Origin of the sequence: Bacillus salacetis, from assembly GCF_049177075.1 — a bacterium.
Taxonomy (GTDB): domain Bacteria; phylum Bacillota; class Bacilli; order Bacillales; family Bacillaceae_B; genus Rossellomorea; species Rossellomorea salacetis_A.
In genome coordinates, this window is record NZ_CP185377.1 from 3,422,115 (window position 1) to 3,441,159 (window position 19,045).

18 protein-coding genes are annotated in these 19,045 nt (G+C 43.0%); 4 read left to right on the forward strand and 14 right to left on the reverse strand.

From position 1 onward, the window contains the following. Positions 1-53 precede the first annotated feature (53 nt). The 6 genes from ACOJQI_RS17885 to ACOJQI_RS17910 form a co-directional block, all read right to left on the reverse strand. The gene (locus ACOJQI_RS17885; protein ID WP_421380475.1) at positions 54-893 is read right to left on the reverse strand and encodes an EcsC family protein; all 840 of its coding nucleotides are present in this window, start codon (positions 891-893) and stop codon (positions 54-56) included. 139 nt (positions 894-1,032) lie between these two features. Next, the gene (locus ACOJQI_RS17890) at positions 1,033-2,220 is read right to left on the reverse strand and encodes an acetate kinase (protein WP_421380477.1); all 1,188 of its coding nucleotides are present in this window, start codon (positions 2,218-2,220) and stop codon (positions 1,033-1,035) included. A 666-nt stretch (positions 2,221-2,886) separates the two neighbouring features. Continuing rightward, entirely contained in the window at positions 2,887-3,873 is a 987-nt protein-coding gene (locus ACOJQI_RS17895) for a class I SAM-dependent methyltransferase (protein WP_421380479.1), read from the reverse strand. A 165-nt stretch (positions 3,874-4,038) separates the two neighbouring features. Then, entirely contained in the window at positions 4,039-4,539 is a 501-nt protein-coding gene (gene tpx / locus ACOJQI_RS17900; protein WP_421380481.1) for a thiol peroxidase, read from the reverse strand. A gap of 155 nt (positions 4,540-4,694) precedes the next feature. Continuing rightward, a complete protein-coding gene (gene ytfJ, locus ACOJQI_RS17905; RefSeq protein ID WP_421380483.1) occupies positions 4,695-5,177 on the reverse strand; it encodes a GerW family sporulation protein in 483 nt (160 codons plus the stop codon). 97 nt (positions 5,178-5,274) lie between these two features. After that, the gene (locus ACOJQI_RS17910; protein ID WP_421380485.1) at positions 5,275-5,982 is read right to left on the reverse strand and encodes a DUF2953 domain-containing protein; all 708 of its coding nucleotides are present in this window, start codon (positions 5,980-5,982) and stop codon (positions 5,275-5,277) included. A gap of 151 nt (positions 5,983-6,133) precedes the next feature. Here ACOJQI_RS17910 and ACOJQI_RS17915 point away from each other — a divergent pair, with 151 nt between their 5' ends. Beyond that, a complete protein-coding gene (locus ACOJQI_RS17915) occupies positions 6,134-6,922 on the forward strand; it encodes an SRPBCC domain-containing protein (protein WP_421380487.1) in 789 nt (262 codons plus the stop codon). A gap of 35 nt (positions 6,923-6,957) precedes the next feature. Then, complete coding sequence (locus ACOJQI_RS17920) at positions 6,958-7,401, forward strand: SRPBCC family protein (RefSeq protein WP_421380490.1); 444 nt, start codon at positions 6,958-6,960, stop codon at positions 7,399-7,401. A 48-nt stretch (positions 7,402-7,449) separates the two neighbouring features. Here ACOJQI_RS17920 and ACOJQI_RS17925 read toward each other — a convergent pair whose 3' ends face one another. Then, on the reverse strand, positions 7,450-7,953 hold the full coding sequence (locus ACOJQI_RS17925) for an RDD family protein (protein ID WP_421380492.1): 504 nt from the start codon (positions 7,951-7,953) through the stop codon (positions 7,450-7,452). A gap of 17 nt (positions 7,954-7,970) precedes the next feature. Next, a complete protein-coding gene (gene sppA, locus ACOJQI_RS17930; protein WP_421380494.1) occupies positions 7,971-8,981 on the reverse strand; it encodes a signal peptide peptidase SppA in 1,011 nt (336 codons plus the stop codon). A 232-nt stretch (positions 8,982-9,213) separates the two neighbouring features. Between sppA and ACOJQI_RS17935 the strand changes: the two genes are divergently transcribed. Continuing rightward, positions 9,214-10,014: an NAD kinase gene (locus tag ACOJQI_RS17935; RefSeq protein WP_421380497.1), complete on the forward strand. Its 801-nt coding sequence runs from the start codon at positions 9,214-9,216 to the stop codon at positions 10,012-10,014. Positions 10,015-10,066: 52 nt separating this feature from the next. Here the strand turns inward: ACOJQI_RS17935 and rarD are convergent, their stop codons facing one another. The 6 genes from rarD to ACOJQI_RS17965 form a co-directional block, all read right to left on the reverse strand. After that, positions 10,067-10,993, reverse strand: a complete 927-nt coding sequence (rarD, locus tag ACOJQI_RS17940; protein ID WP_421380499.1) for an EamA family transporter RarD — start codon at positions 10,991-10,993, stop codon at positions 10,067-10,069. Positions 10,994-11,169: 176 nt separating this feature from the next. After that, positions 11,170-12,771 (reverse strand): amidohydrolase, encoded by a 1,602-nt coding sequence (locus ACOJQI_RS17945; protein ID WP_421380501.1) that lies wholly within the window; start codon positions 12,769-12,771, stop codon positions 11,170-11,172. A gap of 220 nt (positions 12,772-12,991) precedes the next feature. Further along, positions 12,992-14,575 (reverse strand): acyl-CoA synthetase MbcS, encoded by a 1,584-nt coding sequence (gene mbcS, locus ACOJQI_RS17950; protein WP_421380504.1) that lies wholly within the window; start codon positions 14,573-14,575, stop codon positions 12,992-12,994. A gap of 173 nt (positions 14,576-14,748) precedes the next feature. Continuing rightward, on the reverse strand, positions 14,749-14,955 hold the full coding sequence (locus ACOJQI_RS17955) for an alpha/beta-type small acid-soluble spore protein (protein WP_148945666.1): 207 nt from the start codon (positions 14,953-14,955) through the stop codon (positions 14,749-14,751). 86 nt (positions 14,956-15,041) lie between these two features. Next, positions 15,042-16,253 (reverse strand): tRNA uracil 4-sulfurtransferase ThiI, encoded by a 1,212-nt coding sequence (thiI, locus tag ACOJQI_RS17960; protein ID WP_421380506.1) that lies wholly within the window; start codon positions 16,251-16,253, stop codon positions 15,042-15,044. Further along, positions 16,250-17,401 (reverse strand): cysteine desulfurase family protein, encoded by a 1,152-nt coding sequence (locus ACOJQI_RS17965; RefSeq protein ID WP_421380508.1) that lies wholly within the window; start codon positions 17,399-17,401, stop codon positions 16,250-16,252. Before ACOJQI_RS17965 ends, thiI begins: the two co-directional genes overlap by 4 nt. Positions 17,402-17,694: 293 nt before the next feature. Here ACOJQI_RS17965 and brnQ point away from each other — a divergent pair, with 293 nt between their 5' ends. Continuing rightward, complete coding sequence (gene brnQ, locus ACOJQI_RS17970) at positions 17,695-19,026, forward strand: branched-chain amino acid transport system II carrier protein (RefSeq protein WP_421380511.1); 1,332 nt, start codon at positions 17,695-17,697, stop codon at positions 19,024-19,026. Positions 19,027-19,045: the final 19 nt, after the last annotated feature.

Genomic DNA, 19,045 nt, shown 5'->3' on the forward strand with positions numbered 1-19,045 from the left:
ACTTCTGCCAACATCAAAGGCTACCGGGAAAACTCCCGGCAGCCTCTTAATTACTAGTCCTCACTTCGCTTACTCATTAAGTAGCGGTACTGATAATATTTTTCTGCAAAGTCATTGATTTTTTTCGTGAATTGATAATTGACCCCTGCCCCAACCGCCATGCTGATCAAAGGCATACCGGACAGGCGTTTTTTTCTGAACGTGGTAATGACCATCCCTTTGAGTAAATGCTTTAAAGGCCCTTCCAGCCACGTATAATCCGTCAGCTTTTCCGTACCATCATAAAAATAGTCGTTCTCTTTTCTATCGAGGTCCTCCATCAACTCTTCCCACGCTTCTGCTCTTAGCCTTGCAGGCAGTGTGGCGGCATGAAAAACCTTTAACGAAGTCATCATTTCAAAAGGTGTCTGGACATCAAAACCATACGAAATTGCCACGAGCTGCACCGAACGCAGATTGATGACTGCCATAGCCGGTAAGTCGGCACTTAGGACAGCCGCTCCACCAGTACCCGTCATTCCACCTTGGATGAAGGAGTAAAGCTGGTGTCTTCCTGTGTGCTGCATTGCAATGTAATGAAGCTGGTCGACTGTTAATAAATGAAGGTCTTGGATTGTTTGAATCTCCTGATTAAATGCACGGGCAGTTTTTAAAATACGTTCTCGTGCATCGTTCTGAAGCTGTGAGCCCTGCAGTAAAGAATGCAGGTGAAACAACCAGCCGTCGAGTCTTTGAAAAAACTGTTCTTGTACTTCTGGAGGAAGGTTGGAAAAAGCACTATCCAGCCACTTCACATATGTATTTTCAAGGTCATTCGCTTCGTAATTATAAAGTGAATCCTGCCATTGCCTGATTTCCTCAAGAACCTGTTCCTCTCTTACTGACCATTCCATCGGTTTCAACTCCTTTTGTAGAGACATGATTACTTTTAATATACCATAACACCGGTGTTCATCCTACTCGGACATGGAATTATTCCCCTATCGCAAAACAAGACCCCGCCGAAGCGGAGTCTTGTTTTGATGCATGATTTTAGACAGTCAAACGCTGAACGTCACGGGCGATCATGACTTCTTCGTTTGTCGGGATGATCATGACTTTAACAGGCGAATGAGGATAGTTGAGGAATGTTTCTTCTCCTCTTACTTTGTTTCTTGCCGGATCCCAGTAGATACCCATGAACTCAAGGCCTTTCAAGACTTTTTCACGGACGATCTGGCTGTTTTCACCAATACCTGCAGTGAAGATGATTGCATCTACCCCATACATGCGGGATGCATAAGATCCGATGTATTTATGGATACGGTTTGCGAATACTTCCAATGCCAGCTCGGCACGCTCGTTGCCTTCTGCCGCCTGGCTTTCGATATCGCGCAGGTCGCTGGAGAGACCGGAGACACCAAGCATACCGGATTTCTTGTTCAATACATTAAGTACTTCATCCGCTGTCTGGCCTGTTTTTTCCATGATGAAAGGAATGAGCGCAGGGTCGATATTACCAGATCTTGTTCCCATGGCTACACCTGCAAGCGGTGTGAATCCCATTGATGTATCAATTGATTTTCCGCCTTCGATTGCTGCAATACTTGCACCATTACCAAGGTGGCAAGAAATCAATCGCAGCTGCTCCTTTGGACGTCCAAGCATTTCAGCGGCCCTTTCAGATACATATTTATGGGAAGTTCCGTGGAAACCATATTTACGGATGCCGTATTTCTCATAATATTCATAAGGCAGGCTGTAAAGGAATGAACTTTCCGGCATTGTTTGGTGGAAAGCTGTATCGAAAACAGCTACTGCCGGTATATTTGGCAGAACACTTTGGAAAGATTTAATGCCTGTCACATTGGCAGGATTATGAAGAGGGGCAAGTTCAGAAAGCTCCTCAATTTTTTGAAGGACTTCATCTGTGATTACGACGGAGTCATTGAAGACTTCACCGCCATGGACAACGCGGTGTCCGATTCCTTCAATTTCGTCCAGGGATTCAATGATGCCTGCAGAAGTCAATTTGTCCAAAAGCATCTTTACGGCTACTTCATGGTTAGGAATATCTGTTACTTCTTCCTGCTTTTCACCGTTTACTGAAATACTGAAAACTGAATCATTTAACCCGATTCGTTCGATTAACCCTTTTGTAATGACCTCTTCCTGAGGCATTTCGAAAAGCTGGAACTTTAGTGATGAGCTTCCAGCGTTGATCGCGATCATTTTAGCCATTTCTTATACCGCTCCTTTTTCTGTTAAATCTGGCTTGTAGCGTTCTATCATAGTGTGTTCATTTCAGGACTTTATATCTCTCAATTTTTCATTTAATCACTGCTTCTTTGCCATTTCAAGGATAAGATTCTTAGGTAATCGTTTTCATGTTAAAATAAATATTTTCAGAAAAATAGTGGTGATTAATATGGGGTCCATTGATTTGCGTTCCAGGTGGGTGACTCCGCGGGGCGGGCGGTGAACTAAAAAGCGAAAGCAGCCGATTAGCACCGTACAGATTGGAGGACTCTTGCATGGGATAAAGGAATCACGAAGAGCGATAGCGATTCGATGATGACTTATCGGAAGGAAAGAGACCGAAATCTGCTAGGTGCTGGCTGCTGGAGCTGGATTGGCCTCCTCGGCTGCGCCTGCGGGGTCTCACCTGTCCCGCTGCTCCCGCAGGAGGTCACTCACCTTCCACTCCAATCAATTCTGTACAGAAGACGAAAATCCTTTTATAAAAATGATTCGATACAACCTCTTTCTCACATCAAAATAAAAAAAGGGCGATTTATGGGCAAAGTAGGTTTTCTTGTTAAATGGCATTCATACACAATACATCCTAAATTTAAAAAGGGTAAAGCCCCATAGACATTGTGACTTTACCCTTATCATTGCATTCCCTTATTTATTTTGCTTAAACCATTGGTCCATCTTGGCAAGCATGTTTTCCATTGCTTTTTGGTTGGACAGTGACGGCATGTTGGCCATCAGAACTTCTTTTGGCGGTTTTACGTCCGCTTTTTTCTTTTGCAGGATCAGGATACTTTTGGCTGAATGCTCATTCTTGAACAGGGACATCGGCAGCTGAAGTAGTCCTTGAATATACACTTGCTCCTTAAAGTAGGCATGAAGCTTTTTCGCCTCTTCGGACTCAAATAAATGATTTGGTACGAGAAAGAACAGATATCCTCCCGGCTTTGTATGCTTGATGCTCTGTTCAATGAAAAGATGATGGGAATAAGAATGTCCTTCATCACTTTTCAATTCATAATCGGCCGCTCTCAAGTCGTTTGGATAATAACCGACAGGCAAATCACTGATGACGGCATCGACCGGATCAATAAAGAGCGGTTCAAGTGAATCCTGGTTGAACAATTGCAATGGATGTTTTTGAAGATTAGCTCCAACATAGGAAAGCTTAACTAACAGGTCATCGATATCCACACCAACCGATTCAACTTTTTTATCTGCCAATCCATTCAGGACCGTTGTCAGCAAATTTCCTGTTCCGACTGCAGGGTCCAGCACCCGAAGCTCCTGGCTGCCCTTTGTAAATTTCCCGACCAGATAACTGATGAACATGCCGATCGCATCTGGTGTCATCTGATGATTAGGCTGGGAGCTTTGTTTCATTCCTTTTAGAATGGCAAGCTGCAAGGCTTTCCGGATTTGTTCTTTGCCGATTTGGCCCAAACCGGCTTCATCATATTTCTTTTGAAGCCGCTTCTTGGTCAATTCAGTTAATTCATCTTGCAGGATATCCTGGTGGAAAAGATTTTCCCCAGTTTCCGCAATGGCTTCTAAATATGTACAAGATAATTCTTCTTGCAGGATCAATGCTGTTTCGTCTAACACATTGAATAACATTTCTGTTGGAGAAACCGTCATAAGTTCTCTGTCTCCTTTACTAATAATTCTTTCTCTATTTTACCTCTGACAGAGCAGGTGTCAAAGAAGTTGCCGCTTATTTGTTGAATCATGCTGTCTTCCAACTAAAAACTGACCCTGTCGGATTGCTCCCGGGTCAGTCTCGTCATGATGTTAAAAATGAAGTTACTGTGCGTTTTTAGCCGCTTCGATTGCTGAATCATAATCAGGATGATTCGTCGCTTCGCTGACATATTCGGCATATGTCACTTTATCATTGCTGTCGACCACGAATACAGCACGTGCCAATAAGCGCAATTCTTTGATGTACACGCCATATGCTTCTCCGAAAGAAAGGTCGCGGTGGTCGGACAATGTTTGGACGTTTTCAATTCCGTTCGCTCCGCACCAGCGTTTTTGAGCAAATGGCAAGTCAACCGAAATGGTAAGGACTTCTACATTGTCAAGATTTCCTGCTTCTTCGTTGAACTTGCGTGTCTGAGCGTCACAAACTCCTGTATCAAGAGATGGTACGACACTGATCAAACGAACCTTGCCTTTTGTGTCTGCAAGAGATACTTCTGATAAATCATTAGCTAAAACAGTAAAATCAGGAGCTGTGTCCCCAGGTTTCACTTCATTCCCAACAAGTGTTACAGGATTATTTTTAAATGTGATATTAGCCATTTCGAAATACCTCCTCTATTAAGTATGAACCTCTTTCATCGTACATAACGGATTGAACAGAAATCAACTAATATGATTATTTAGTACACAAATAATGAGGACTGATCAAGTTCACTCACTGGGTGAATTTCTGATCAGTCCGCCATTTCATCCTATTAGAAATCAAACGATTGATTCTGTCCTTGATTTTGATTTTGCTGCTGGTTCTGCTGCTGTCCTTGCCCATTGTTCTGATTGTTCTTTTTCATCATTCCCTGAATTTTCTCCATTACACCCGGAGCTAAATCCACCAGCTTTTCTAATAAATGAGTATTTTCATCAAGGTGAAGCATTTTGATCCCCTTCGAGCCTACGATTAAAAACGCAATTGGAGTAATGGAGACGCCGCCCCCGCTACCTCCGCCAAAGGGCTGCTTTTTCTCCCCTTGCTTGTCATCCTGTCCATCTTTACTTCCCTTGCCCTTGATAACAAATTCGCTTCCCCCGGCCGCAAATCCAAAACCGACCTTTGAAACTGTTAATATCACACTTCCATCAGGCGTTTCAACAGGATCTCCGATAATCGTATTGACATCGATCATTTCTTTTAAATTTTCCATTGCTGTTGTCATAAGTCCTTCAATTGGATGATCAGACATAAGATTACCTCCTAAGTTGTTATGTACAGACCCTTTATCACTCTAAAGCAGCGGGGGACAGTCCCCCAGTGCGGTAGTGCGGTAAAGTGTTGTCTTGTTAGACTGATTGATTCTTTTCTGACACCATGGAAAGAGGCTTGGATTGAAAGTTTGGTTTGCCGCCTTTCCAAAATCTGATTAATTTGATTCCTGCTAATATAGCATGCCCGACTCGAAAAGTTATGATACATGAAAAATCCGTTTGAATGATTGCTTTTTGAAAAGAAGGAACCACCGCTATTTGGGGCATGGATTGCAGATTCATATAGCCGCTTATGACACCGATCATACTTCCTTTGGCCCCCCAGATCATACCGGTCATCGTTCCCGTTGAAGCCGCATCACCTGTTCCAAAAACAGTTTGCCATTCAACATCGTATACCTTAACCTTGCTGAAGAAATGGCGAATTATACGATGAAGCCCTGCCACATGCTGAAGCAGTTCCCTAAAGTCTTTTATAGAAGTCAGGATTTCTTCAGGTGTTTCCTTTTTCAACTTATCTTTTTCCTTACTTTTTCCTTCCGGGCCTTTCTGCGTTTTTTCCTCAAAAACCAAATTAGGTCCGTCATCATCCACCTTGACCATCGGAATTTCTATTTTGTATTTAATCAGGCCGAACCAAGCCCGGAACTTAATCGTAAAATGGTCATTATCATTTCCATGGTAAAGTGAAATTGTAATCGTCAGCTTTGTGATGAAGATTAGTATAAATAAGAATAATATCAGACCTAAAACTATGATCAGCGTTAAGATCCACCCATTCACTTTTTTTCACAACCCTTCAATTAGAAAGTATTGGCTATTTCTTGCCAAAATAAACCTTAGGAGTGCAGGCTGAATAGAATTGCCTCTTCAAAAATAACATGTTACTATTTAGTCACATGTTATTTATAAATTAACCAGAGAGGATCTTTCTATGGAAGACGATCTATCACCATTATTCAAAGCATTATCGCATCCAATAAGAAGAAGGATTCTTGATATCCTTAAAGATTCTCCTTCAACAACTGGTGAACTCAATGACCATTTTCCTGAAGTATCACGATATGCCATCATGAAACACTTAACGGCATTAGAGGAGGGAGGCTTAGTCCTTTCAAGGAAAAAAGGGAAATACAGAGTCAATTTTTTGAATGCCGTTCCCCTTCAGGAGATGCATAATCGCTGGGTAGGAAAATATATGGAACCGGCCGCCAAATCAATCCTCAACTTAAAGGCACTGGCCGAAATCACAGGAGGAGATACTAAAATGAAACCATCCGTACAAAGTAAAGAATTTCAGATTGAACAAGAGACAATCATCAATGCTTCCAGAACGGAAGTCTTTAAAGCATTAACAGAAAAAGTAGAAAGCTGGTGGGAATTCCGCCTTGCCCCTGAAGGAAAAACCTCATCATTGAAATTGGACCCAGTTCCAGGAGGACAATTCCTTGAGAAATGGGAAGAAAAGGCCGGTGCTGTCTGGGGGACTGTTTACTATGTAAACGCACCCAAGGAAATAAGAATTCAGGGACATCTCGGTATGCATGGTGCGGTCAACAGCGCCTATACCTATCGTTTAAGTGAAGAAGGCGGCGTAACCACTCTTCAGCTTTCCCATACCGCATCCGGTTTGATTGAAGAGGAATGGGAAAACAGCCACCGGAAAGGCTGGGAATATCTGCTGGGAACTTTGTTGAAAAAGTATGTTGAAGAAAATAAATAGCGGATTTAGAAATTCAAATATTAGGAGGAACGAGAATGGTAAAAGTAGTGACTGAAACAGTGATTGAAGCACCAATTTCCCAAGTGGCTGCCTATGCAGCCAATCCTGACAATGCACCACAGTGGTACAGTAACATTTCAAGTGCTGAATGGAAAACACCTAAACCTCTTCAGATTGGTTCACAAATTGCCTTCAAGGCTGAATTTCTTGGACGCAGCCTTTCCTACACATATGAAATAGTAGAATTGATTCCCGAGAAAAAACTAGTCATGAGAACAGCACAGGGACCTTTTCCGATGGAAACGACTTATACTTGGAGCGCGATCGATGACCATCACACTAGGATGGTCCTGCAAAATAAAGGGGAGCCCGCAGGATTTTCCAAACTATTCTCTCCATTCATGGGTCCAATGATGAAGAAAGAAAACAAGAAAGATCTGGCGAAAATCAGAGCGATTTTAGAGAGTAACAGACCTTGAAAATATAAAAAAAGCAGCCCTCATGATGGCTGCTTCTTTATGATTACTTTAGGCACTTGCAGGTTTATACACTGCAGCTCGCTTCTCCCTGACCACAGTTGTATCCGCAAACAAGTCATGAATCCCCTGCTTCTTATTTGTAAATGCCACAACGATATATAAAATTATAATACTCGCAGAAATGAACCTGCCTATCAATTCTCTAAAAAGGACAGTGCTCCACTTTAAAGGCTTCCCATCCAATTCTATGACTTTTAATCCAAATGCCATCTTCCCGAGTGTCTGTCCCAAATACTTTGTCATTAAAACAAAATAGCCGTAAAAAATGATTGCACTTAGAATGGAAATCGGCGCAAACATATCATCTTTTACTAAAGAAAGGTCCAGAGCCCTGAATATTGGGTAGACAACCAGCCTGCCTATGCTTGAAATCACAATCAGATCCAGGAGATAGGCCCAGAATCTCATCCAGAAGCCTCCGAGCTCAAAAATTCTCTCTTCCTTTTCATGTTCCACTGCTGTGAGTTCTTCCTGATTATTCACTTCATTCATGAATGGCACCTCCTCGTTTATTCCGCATAGAGATACATCAGGCGCGGCGAATTAGGCTGAGATAATATTTTCATCAATGCCGCTGCTTCGATGTCTCCACCAGAAAGCCTTTTTGCCCCCATGTTCAATAATGATGCAAATCCGCCGTCATTTGTATACTCAATGACCTGTGCATCTTCAAGTTTGAGGTCTTTCTTCATTTGGGCAATAACATCTTCAATATAGCCAAAATCATCAATCAAATTGATTTCCTTAGCCTGGATTCCATCATACACACGGCCGTCTGCAATTTTCTTCACCTGATCTTCCGACATGCCCCGGCCTTGAGCGATGACATCGACAAAACCTTCATAAGAGTTATTGACCATGGACTGAAGGATTTGTCTCTCTTCTTCTGTCATCTCCCTTGTCGGGCTCATGATGTCCTTATGCGGTCCGCTTTTGATTGTGACGAAGTCAACTCCGTATTTATCAGCCAGTTCAGAGTAATTGATGCTCTGCATGATGACACCTAAAGACCCTGTCAGTGTTTCCTTGCTGGCAAAGATCTTCTCAGCCGGTGCTGAGATATAATAACCGCCTGATGCAGCCATGGAGCCCATCGAAACATAAATCGGCTTGTTGGACTCTTCCTGAATTTCTACAAGCTTTTCATGTATCTGGGCACTTTCCACTACACCGCCGCCCGGGGAGTTCACCTTCAAGATAACTGCACGGATACTGTCATCTTCCTGAACAGCCTTCAACTGCTCCATGAACAATTCATGATTGTACCCTGGACTTTCAAAAATAGATGCGGCTGTATCCACATCCTGAATGACGCCATCCACTTCCAGAACAGCAATCCTCTGTGCAGCACTGCCGTCTTCAATGATTTCTTCCGTGAAAGGATTATCAGTTGCTGCAAACATGTCTTCAAACGCCTGATTAAAATCACCTGTCATCGCTGAACTCGCAAGATTGGCCACCACTGAAAAGATGAATAGACCGGCAGCAATCGCGAGTGCTGTCCAACGTTTTCCACTCATTTATATATTCCTCCTCTTTTTCTCTTCATGATGAATACGTACTTCCCTATCATAAAGTTTCACTATCATGATAAAATAATGATGCATGCAAATTGTATCCCGTCTCTCAGAATGTACCTCATGAAAATCACCAAGAGAAGCAGCAGATTGCATATAATCATTATTCTAGCAAAATCTAACGTGATTGGAAAAATTTTGTCCAATGATTGACTATTTTTGAGGAGGCATCATCATGAACGAAAGACGAAATCTATATTTTTACACACTTAAAGATAATGAAACTCTTCAACAGGCTGCAGAGTTGACCCAACTTGCGGTTCAGTATGGATTCAACGTTGTAAAAAATGCAAAAGAAGCAAATATTATCGTCAGCATCGGAGGGGATGGTGCATTCCTTCAGGCCGTCCGGAATACAGGTTTCCGCCAGGACTGTCTCTATGCAGGTATCTCAACAACCGGCAGCTTGAGCATGTACTGCGATTTCCATATTGATGATACTGAAAAAATGATCAAAGCCATGACAGAAGAGCAGATTGAAGTCCGCCGCTATCCGACAATTGACGTGACCATCGACGATCAGACAACCTTCAAATGCCTTAATGAGTTCAGCATACGATCTGGAATCATTAAAACCTTTGTAATTGAAGTACATATTGATGACCTGCATTTCGAGACTTTCCGTGGAGACGGCATGGTCATCGCGACACCGACAGGTAGCACAGCCTACAACAAATCAGTAAACGGGGCAGTCGTCGATCCAATGCTTCCATGCCTTCAGGTCAGCGAACTTGCCTCACTGAACAACAACCGTTACCGAACCCTTGGGTCCTCCTTCATCCTGAGCGGTGAGCGCAAACTGAAGCTTGAAGTTGTTCAGGACGGAAATGATTATCCATCAATGGGGATGGATAACGAGGCACTTGGAATCCAGCATGTGAAACAAGTGGTCATTGAATTAAGCGAAGAGAAAATCAAGACGGTCAAACTGAAAGACAACTCCTTCTGGGAAAAAGTGAAAAGGACGTTTTTATAAGGAAAAAGAGAGAAGCCTGACGGACAGGCTTCTCTCTTTTTGGGATGAAGTTCTAAGCACACTTTTCCTGTGCTTTCGTTTTCCGTTTTACTCTCTTCATTCTTGAAACAGAGAAAATCGTCAATGCTGACCAGATGAATGTAAATGCAATTAAATGCGTTTGAGTGAACGGTTCTCCGTAAAGGAATACACCCAAAATCAATGTCAGCGTAGGAGCGATATATTGCAGGAACCCTACCATATACAGCGGAATCCTTTGGGCCCCTTTTGCAAAATAGAGCAGCGGTACAGCTGTTACAGCTCCTGCCGCAATCAATAACAAGTCAGTCCCAGCTGAAAAATGAAATAAAGACAGATCTCCCTGGGCAGACAAATAAATAAGGTATATAAGGGCAAACGGCGCTGTAGTCATGGTTTCCAGCGTAAGCCCGACGTCAGAATCCACTTTGATCAATTTTTTCGCCAATCCATACAAACCAAAGGAAACAGCCAAGCCAATGGCTATCCAAGGGAACCTTCCATACGAAGCAGTCAGTACGATGACACCGACAGCTGCCAGGATAAACGAGACCACTTGGGCTTTTGTCATTTTCTCTCTTAAGATAAATACCCCCAGCAATACACTGACAAGCGGATTTATATAATAACCGAGACTTGCTTCAACCATTTGGTCAGTATTGACCGCCCAGATATAAATGAACCAGTTTGTGCTGACAAGCAGCGATGCGGTTGCCAAGGCAGCCAGCTTCTTCTTTGTATTCATCATTCCCTTTATCATATCCCAGAAGACCCGGAACTTTTTGATGATAATTAAAAAGACGATCATAAACCAGAATGACCAGAATATCCTGTTCGCTAATATTTCATCTGCCGGTACATGGTTAAGCCACTTCCAATAAATCGGCAGAATTCCCCATAGAAAATAAGAAAATGCCGTATACAAAATGCCGGCTTGTTCTTCTGTTTTTATAACGGCCACCACCTCTCAAAATTATTTCCATTCTCGAAATAATTTCATTATATATCGGTTCCCCTTAAAGGGCAATCTCAAAGTTTGGGTGCCCCATTACATTAATGGTAATTCAAAAATGGTATTTTACGTTTTTAGAACTTCATCAAAAAAAGGTGCCTGTAATAATCAGACACCCTTAAATCTTAGTTTTCTCTCTTATAAACAACCGTTTCATCTACGATTGTCATTTCCACTTTCATATCAAGCAGCTCATCCGGCTCCACCTTGAACAAGTCTTTCGGAAGAACAGTAAAATCTGCTTTGTATCCCTCTTTGATCAAGCCATGGTCATGCTCATGGTGGCATGCATACGCGCTTCCTTTCGTGAACAAGGAAACGGCTTCATACATGGATAGTCTTTGTTCTTCCATATAGACCGTCCGTTCCGGATCCAAAGGATTGGTCCTTGTCACAGCAGCATGGATTCCCAGTAATGGATCGACCGGCTCTATCGGCGCGTCGGAGCCGCCCGCACAAGGGATCCCCTCATCCAGCAGTGTTTTCCACGCATAATTGTATTCCATATTTTCTTCCCCTACACGGTCGATTACCCAAGGGAAATCAGAAGGGACAAATCTTGGCTGAATATCGAGGATCAACGGCAGGCCTTTGATTCTGTCGATCAGCTCTCTGCGGAGAAGCTGGGCATGGATGAATCGATCCCTTCGGCCATTGTATGTTGGATAAGCTTCCACAACATCCAGCACATTTTCGAACGCTTGGTCGCCGATTGTATGAACAGCGATAGGGAGCTGGTATTCCCTGGCTTTCTTCACGAGCTCAGTCAGATTTTCCTGTGAATGAATGGCCACACCATTGGTCGATGGATCATCATTATACGGATGGCTTAATAAGGCAGTTCTACCTCCAAGTGCTCCATCAGCAAAGATCTTCATTGCTCCGAACTCCACAAAAGGTGTTCCTCCCATAAAGGTAAATCCAGCTTCCTTCCAATCGTCGATGACTGCCTGATGAACAAGCAGGTGAGATCTGAACTTTTTGCCGCCTTCCTCTATGACATTCAGGAAGGTTTGATACGTTTTATGGAAATTCCCGTAATAACTCAAATCTTCTGTATGTCCGCCAACAAGTCCAAGTCTCCAGCAGTTTTCAACCGCTTTTGTCAAAGCTTCTTCCAAATACTCCCCTGTTGGAGAAGGCAGGGCCTCCACCAGTAAGTCCTGAGCTGTATCTTTTAAAACACCATTCAACTCGCCATTTTCATTTCTTTCAATCACTCCGCCTGCAGGGTTTTCAGTGTCCAGGTCAATATCCGCGAGTTCCAATGCACGCGAATTGGCAACCATAGCATGGCGGCAGATCCGTTTCAACAGGACAGGCTTATCCGCTACAACTTCATCAATCTCCTGCCTTGTTACGACTTCACTGTTTTCCCAAAGGTTTTCATTGAACCCTTCGCCGATTACCCAGCTGCCTTCAGATGTATTTTCGGCTTTTTCCTTTACCGCCTGTATCACCTGCTCTTTTGTATTCATTTGGGAAAGGTCCAGGCGAATCAATGTCTCTCCATGTCCGATTAAATGCATGTGGCTGTCAACAAATCCTGGAAAAATCGTGTTCCCCTCCAGGTTCACCTTTTCTGAAATGGAATCGGCAAAGCGTGTTTCCATTTCCTTTAGCGAACCGGCACCACTAATCAATCCATTTTCTGTGAAGACAGCCTCAACGGCATCACCCTGAGCTGTCATTGTATAAAACGTGCCGTTATACCATAATGTACCCATATTTAAAACTCCTTGTCCTGGTCGTTATCTGCACAAAAAAGGACTGGCTCACCGTCCTGATAGAGGTTTTTTCATGCAAAGGCATCGACTTGCCGCATATCCATCAAGGCCGGGAGCCACTCCCGTCTTCTTTTGTCTATATTATTTTACTATACCGCTTTAATACTTTAAAGGATTTCGTTTTCAGAAATATCAGCCAACAAAATGTGCTGCAGTGTTATTACTTTTGTAATGCTTTGCTTTCGTTTTGTCTAAGTTCAATCCTTCTGATTTTACCTGAAGTTGTTTTCGGAAGCTCTTCAAGGAATTCAATCTTCCTCGGATATTTATATGGAGCAGTTAATTCTTTTACATGATTCTGAAGATTTTTTATCAAGTCAGGATCTTCTGCATCGACTCCATCTCTTAGGACAACAAAAGCTTTGACAATATTCCCTCTTACTTCATCAGGACTTGCCACGACGGCACACTCTTTCACTGACGGATGTTTCACCAGCGCATCCTCAACTTCGAAAGGTCCAATCGTGTATCCTGAACTGATGATGATGTCATCACCTCTGCCTTCAAACCAGAAATAGCCTTCCTCATCCTTCTTTGCTTTATCGCCGGTGATATAATAGTCTCCACGGAACTGCATTGCCGTTCTTTCAGGATCTTTATAATAGTTTTTAAACAGCGCCGGCGTATCTGTATGAACGGCGATATCACCGACCTCGCCAGGAGCGCAAGGCTTGCCGTCCTCATCAATGATTTCCACACGGTTTCCAGGAGTTGGTTTCCCCATGGAACCAGGTTTCAATTCCATACCCTTCATGATACCGACAAGCAGTGTATTCTCCGTCTGGCCATACCCGTCCCTCACGTCGACTTTAAAATGTTTTTGGAACGCATCAATCACTTCCCTGTTCAATGGTTCGCCAGCTGAAACAGCGCTGTGCAAGTGTTCAAGATTATACTGGCCAAGATTATCGACTTTCGCCATTAAACGGTACTCAGTCGGAGTACAGCAGAGCACATTCACCTGGTAATCTTCAAGCATCTGAAGGTAAGTATCCGGTTCGAATTTCCCTTGGTAAACCAGCCCGGTTGCTCCAGATCCCAATACGGAAAGAAACGGGCTCCATATCCATTTCTGCCAGCCAGGGCCCGCCGTTGCCCAAACGGTGTCACCCTCTTCAATGCTCAGCCACTTTTTGGCTGCTGTGCGCAGATGTGCATAAGCCCATCCATGCGTATGGACAACACCCTTAGGATTGCCTGTTGTCCCTGAGGTGTAAGACAAAAATGCCATATCTTCCCTGCCGGTGTCGGCAAGCTCCAACTGGTCGGATGTTTCGTTCTTCAGGTGGTCCAAAGACAGCCATCCTTCTTTTTCTGCACCAATCACGAACTTTTTCAATCCTGAACTTTCTTCCACGTCATCGAATTGTTCTGTATATGGAGCGTAGGAAACGATCGCTTTGACGTCACCATGTTCTATGCGGTATTTCAAATCCTTGGATCGAAGCATTTCAGAACTCGGGATGACGACCATTCCTGATTTTAAAGCGGCTACATAGGTCTCATACGCCTCAATCAACCTTGGAATCATGACCAGGATGACATCGCCTTTTTCCAATCCATTGTTTATGAATGCGTTTCCAATTTTGTTCGCATTTTTCATTAAATTTTCATATGTAATTTCTTTCTCTTCCCCTTGTTCACTCTTCCAGAGGATGGCCTTCTTGCCTGGATCGCCTGAAAATTTTTCAACTTCGCTGATCAAGTTGTACCTTTCTGGTGCAAGTAAATCTTCTCTTCTCATAAATTCTCCCCCTTTGATGTATTCTTCTCCATTATACAAAATTTTTATAATATTTTAAATTATTTACCAACGGGTATTTTGACTTATTCTGTAAAAGACTGCAGAAAGAGGCTTTCAAACCATACAAAAAGGAGCGGGATAACCCGCTCCTTGTAGCCATTGTATTCAGTTAATTACTGTTGGTAGCTTCCGCCGATTTGTTGTTCAGCCATTTGAACTAAACGTTTAGTGATTTCACCACCGACAGAACCGTTAGCACGTGCAGTTGTATCTGCACCAAGTTGTACACCAAATTCAGAAGCGATTTCATACTTCATTTGGTCGATTGCTTGTTGAGCTCCTGGAGCTACTAGTTGGTTTGAGCTGTTGTTGTTTGCCATGTGTCTTTCACCTCCTTGTGAGTATAGATTGTGCGAAAACACATGGCTTCATTCGGTTTTCTTATTGGTAATTCTTCCTAATGATATTACAGCAGCTCATCAAGGTCATCGTTTTCTGTTTGCAGCATTCCGCCTTCAATGACAAGCAATTCGGTATCGGCCGCCGCTTGTTCAATAAGCGTTTCAAAATCAACAAAGCTTTCATAGTATTGGATCTTATCGCTTTTCGGCTTCGTTTTTGGCGCTGGAGGGGTAAAAATCGTACAGCAGTCTTCATATGGAAGAATGGAAATATCATGCGTCCCGATTTGTTTTGCAATATCAATGATTTCAAGCTTGTCCATGGAAATCAATGGCCTCAGGACTGGAGTGCTGGTCACTTCATTGATTGCCAGCATGCTTTCCAATGTCTGGCTCGCTACCTGCCCAAGGCTCTCTCCCGTGACAATGCCCAGACCATTATGTCTTTCCCTCAATTTCTCTGTAATCCTCAGCATCATTCTTCTTGTGGATGTCATTGTGTAGTTCTCAGGGACTTGATTATGGACAGTCTGCTGGATTTCAGTGAATGGAACAATATGAAGTTTAATTCTTCCGCTGAAGACAGATAATGTCTTTGCAAGGTCAATGACTTTCTGCTTGGCCCTCTCACTTGTAAAAGGAGGGCTGTGGAAATGGACAGCTTCGACCTCAACTCCGCGCTTCATGATCAAATAACCCGCAACCGGACTGTCAAGGCCGCCGGATAGCATGAGCATGGCTTTCCCGCTGGCACCTGCAGGCATACCTCCTGCTCCAGGATGAATTTCACTTGAAAGATATGCGCCTTCTTTTCTGATTTCAACGTTCAGTTTGATGTCGGGTTTTTTGACATCCACGGTTAAGCCTTCCGTATTTTTCAATACATGAGATCCCACTGCATAATTGATTTCATTGGTGTCCAAAGCAAACGTTTTGTCTGCCCTTCTTGCTGAGACTTTAAAGGTTTGTCCTTCTTTATGCGATTTCTGAACAAGATGAAGAGCTGCATCTTTAATTTTTTCCATATCCTTTTCCGTTTTCATAACGGGGCTGTAGGACTGAATCCCAAAAACACTGGATAACCTCTTCAGTGCCTCTTCCCCGTTTTCTCCATTAAGATAGATATGGAGTCTGTCCCGGGTAGCGCTGATTTTAATTTCAGGCATGTCTTTGAGTACCATGAGGATGTTTTCTCTCAGTTTTTTCGTAAATGCCTTGCGGTTGCGTCCTTTAGTGGAAATTTCTCCATACCGGACTAATATTTGATCATAAATCATCTTCTTCTCCTTGTCGTTTCTTCTAGATTTTTCTTTACTTGCAGGATCGCCTTACACAATTGATCCACTTCCTCCATTGTATTCTCAAATGAAAAACTGACCCTGACAGATGTATCAAGGAGATCTTCACTCAAACCCATTCCCAGCAGTGTCCTGGATGGGACATTTTTTTTGGACGAACATGCGCTTGTAGTTGAGACATATATTTCGAAGCCTTCCAATGCATGGACGAAAATTTCGCCCCTGATTTCATGCACTGAAAAATTCACTATATGCGGTGCTGTCCCTTCTTCAGGTGAATGAACTGTAATGCCCTCTATGTTTCTCAGCTTATCCCGGAAGTAAGCGTTAAGCTTCCGCATATTCCCAAGCTCTTTACTGCTTTTTTCAAAATGCAGTCTTAAAGCTTTTGCAAAAGAAACTATGCCGCCAGTATTCTCAGTGCCGCTTCTGATTTTCCTTTCCTGTTCACCGCCTGAAAGTAAAGGTGATATTTCCAATCCTTCCTTAATATATAACATGCCTGTACCCTTCAATCCATGTATTTTGTGCCCGGAGATGGAGCAAAGATCAATCCCCGCTTGCTGGAAATCAAGCGGCACCTTGCCAATTCCCTGAATATGATCGACATGAAAAATGATTTTCGGATAGGATTTCAACGCTTTTCCGATTTGTTCGATTGGCTGAACGGTTCCCACTTCATTATTTACATGCATGATGGACACCAGAATCGTTTCATCGGTGATGGCATTCAATACATCCTGCACGCTGACCCGGCCATTCGAGTCGACAGGGAGGTATGTGATATCAAACCCTAGCTCCCTCAGTTGTTCACATGTTTCAATAATGGACGGATGCTCAACAGCAGAGGTAATAATATGCCTTCCCCGATTTCTGTATTGGAGGGCTGTGCCTTTTATGGCAAGGTTATTCGATTCCGTTCCTCCTGAAGTGAAGAAGACTTCTGTTTCTTTGGTATTAAGCAGACTGGCAACCTGCTTTCTTGCTTTGCCGACCAATGTCTCGACTCTGCCTCCAAGTGCATGGATCGATGATGGATTCGCAAAATAATCTTCATTCACTTTTAAAAATGTATCCAACACTTCTTTATATGGTTTCGTCGTTGCGCTGTTATCAAAATAAATCATGATATTTACACCTTCTGATGTTTCAAATTAAGAATACATTCTTTCTACTGTTTACAAATGATTATACTATCACAAATCCTTCATTAAAAAAATTCGCTTTTACGATTCCTTTAAACACCTTGACTTACTAGTATGGTTTTATTATTTTGGTAAAGTGTATTAATACAAAGTAATTTCACTTTTCGTTTTAATATACTGAATTTTTTAACTTTTAATTATTTCGACAATTTTCGCGATTTCTGTGTTACTATATAACAGCTCGATTCACCTTTGAATTATAGGGGGTATTCTCAATGAAGGAGAAAGCGCTATCATTTAATTTGATTTTCACTGTCGGCCTCATGCTGTTTGCATTGTTTCTAGGGGCGGGCAACATGATATTCCCGCCTTTTTTGGGACAGCAGGCTGGAGAAAATATTTGGACCGGGATCACCGGATTTTTGATAACCGGTGTCGGCCTTCCTTTACTCGGAATTATCGCCATTGCAAAAACAGGAGGCGACCTGCAAACTCTTGCAAACCGGGTAAACCCGGTTTACGGGGTCATTTTTACTGTTATTATGTACCTTGCCATCGGGCCTTTCTTCGGGATCCCCCGAACTGGAACGGTTGCTTATGAAATAGGGGTCACTCCCTTCCTTGGAGAAGATATCAGTAAATACGGACTTCCGTTGTTTATTTATACAATCATTTTTTTTGGATTGACTATCTGGCTGGCGATGAACCCTGCCAAACTTGTGGACAGAATCGGCAAGGTGTTGACTCCTGCACTGCTTGTCATCCTCACAGTATTAGTGATTAAAAGCATCATCTCTCCAATGGGCGAATTTCAGGCTCCATCGGGTGACTATGTAGATGGTCCGTTTTTCAAAGGGTTCCTTGAAGGGTACCTGACAATGGACACCATTGCCGCACTGGTCTTTGGAATCGTCGTGATCAATGCCGTTAGAGAAAAAGGCATTGCTTCCACTGCTGCCATTACCAAAGCCTGTATTCTAGCTGGTGTGATAGCAGCAACTGGCTTGGCACTTGTTTACCTTTCACTTGGGTATATAGGAGCGACAAGTACGGACGCCATTGGACTTAAAGATAATGGCGGGGCAATCCTGGCAGGATCAGCAAATTATCTGTATGGCCAAATTGGAACGATAATCCTGGGACTGGCCATCACGTTTGCTTGTCTGACCACTTCAATCGGTCTGGTATCAGCATGCGCTCAATATTTTTCCAAGCTTTTACCTGTTTCTTACCGCGTGTTAGTGATCGTTATCAGTATTTTCAGTATGGTCATTGCGAATATAGGATTGACACAGCTGATCTCCGTATCGCTTCCGGTCCTGATTGTCATATATCCTCTGGCGATTGTACTGATTCTGCTTTCTTTCATGCATAACTGGTTCAATGGATACTCCGGTGTCTATATCGGGGCATTGATTCCAACGTTCCTTATCAGCTTCATTGACGGATTAAAGACGGCAGGAATGGATCTTTCAGGTATAAATGATACATTTAGTTTTCTGCCTTTATTCAACCAGGGCATCGGCTGGCTGCTGCCGGCAATTACAGGGGCCGTCATCGGTTTCATCCTCTCAGCTGCTTTAGGAGCAGAAAAAAAATCAGCATAAAAAGATCCCGGTCTGGAAA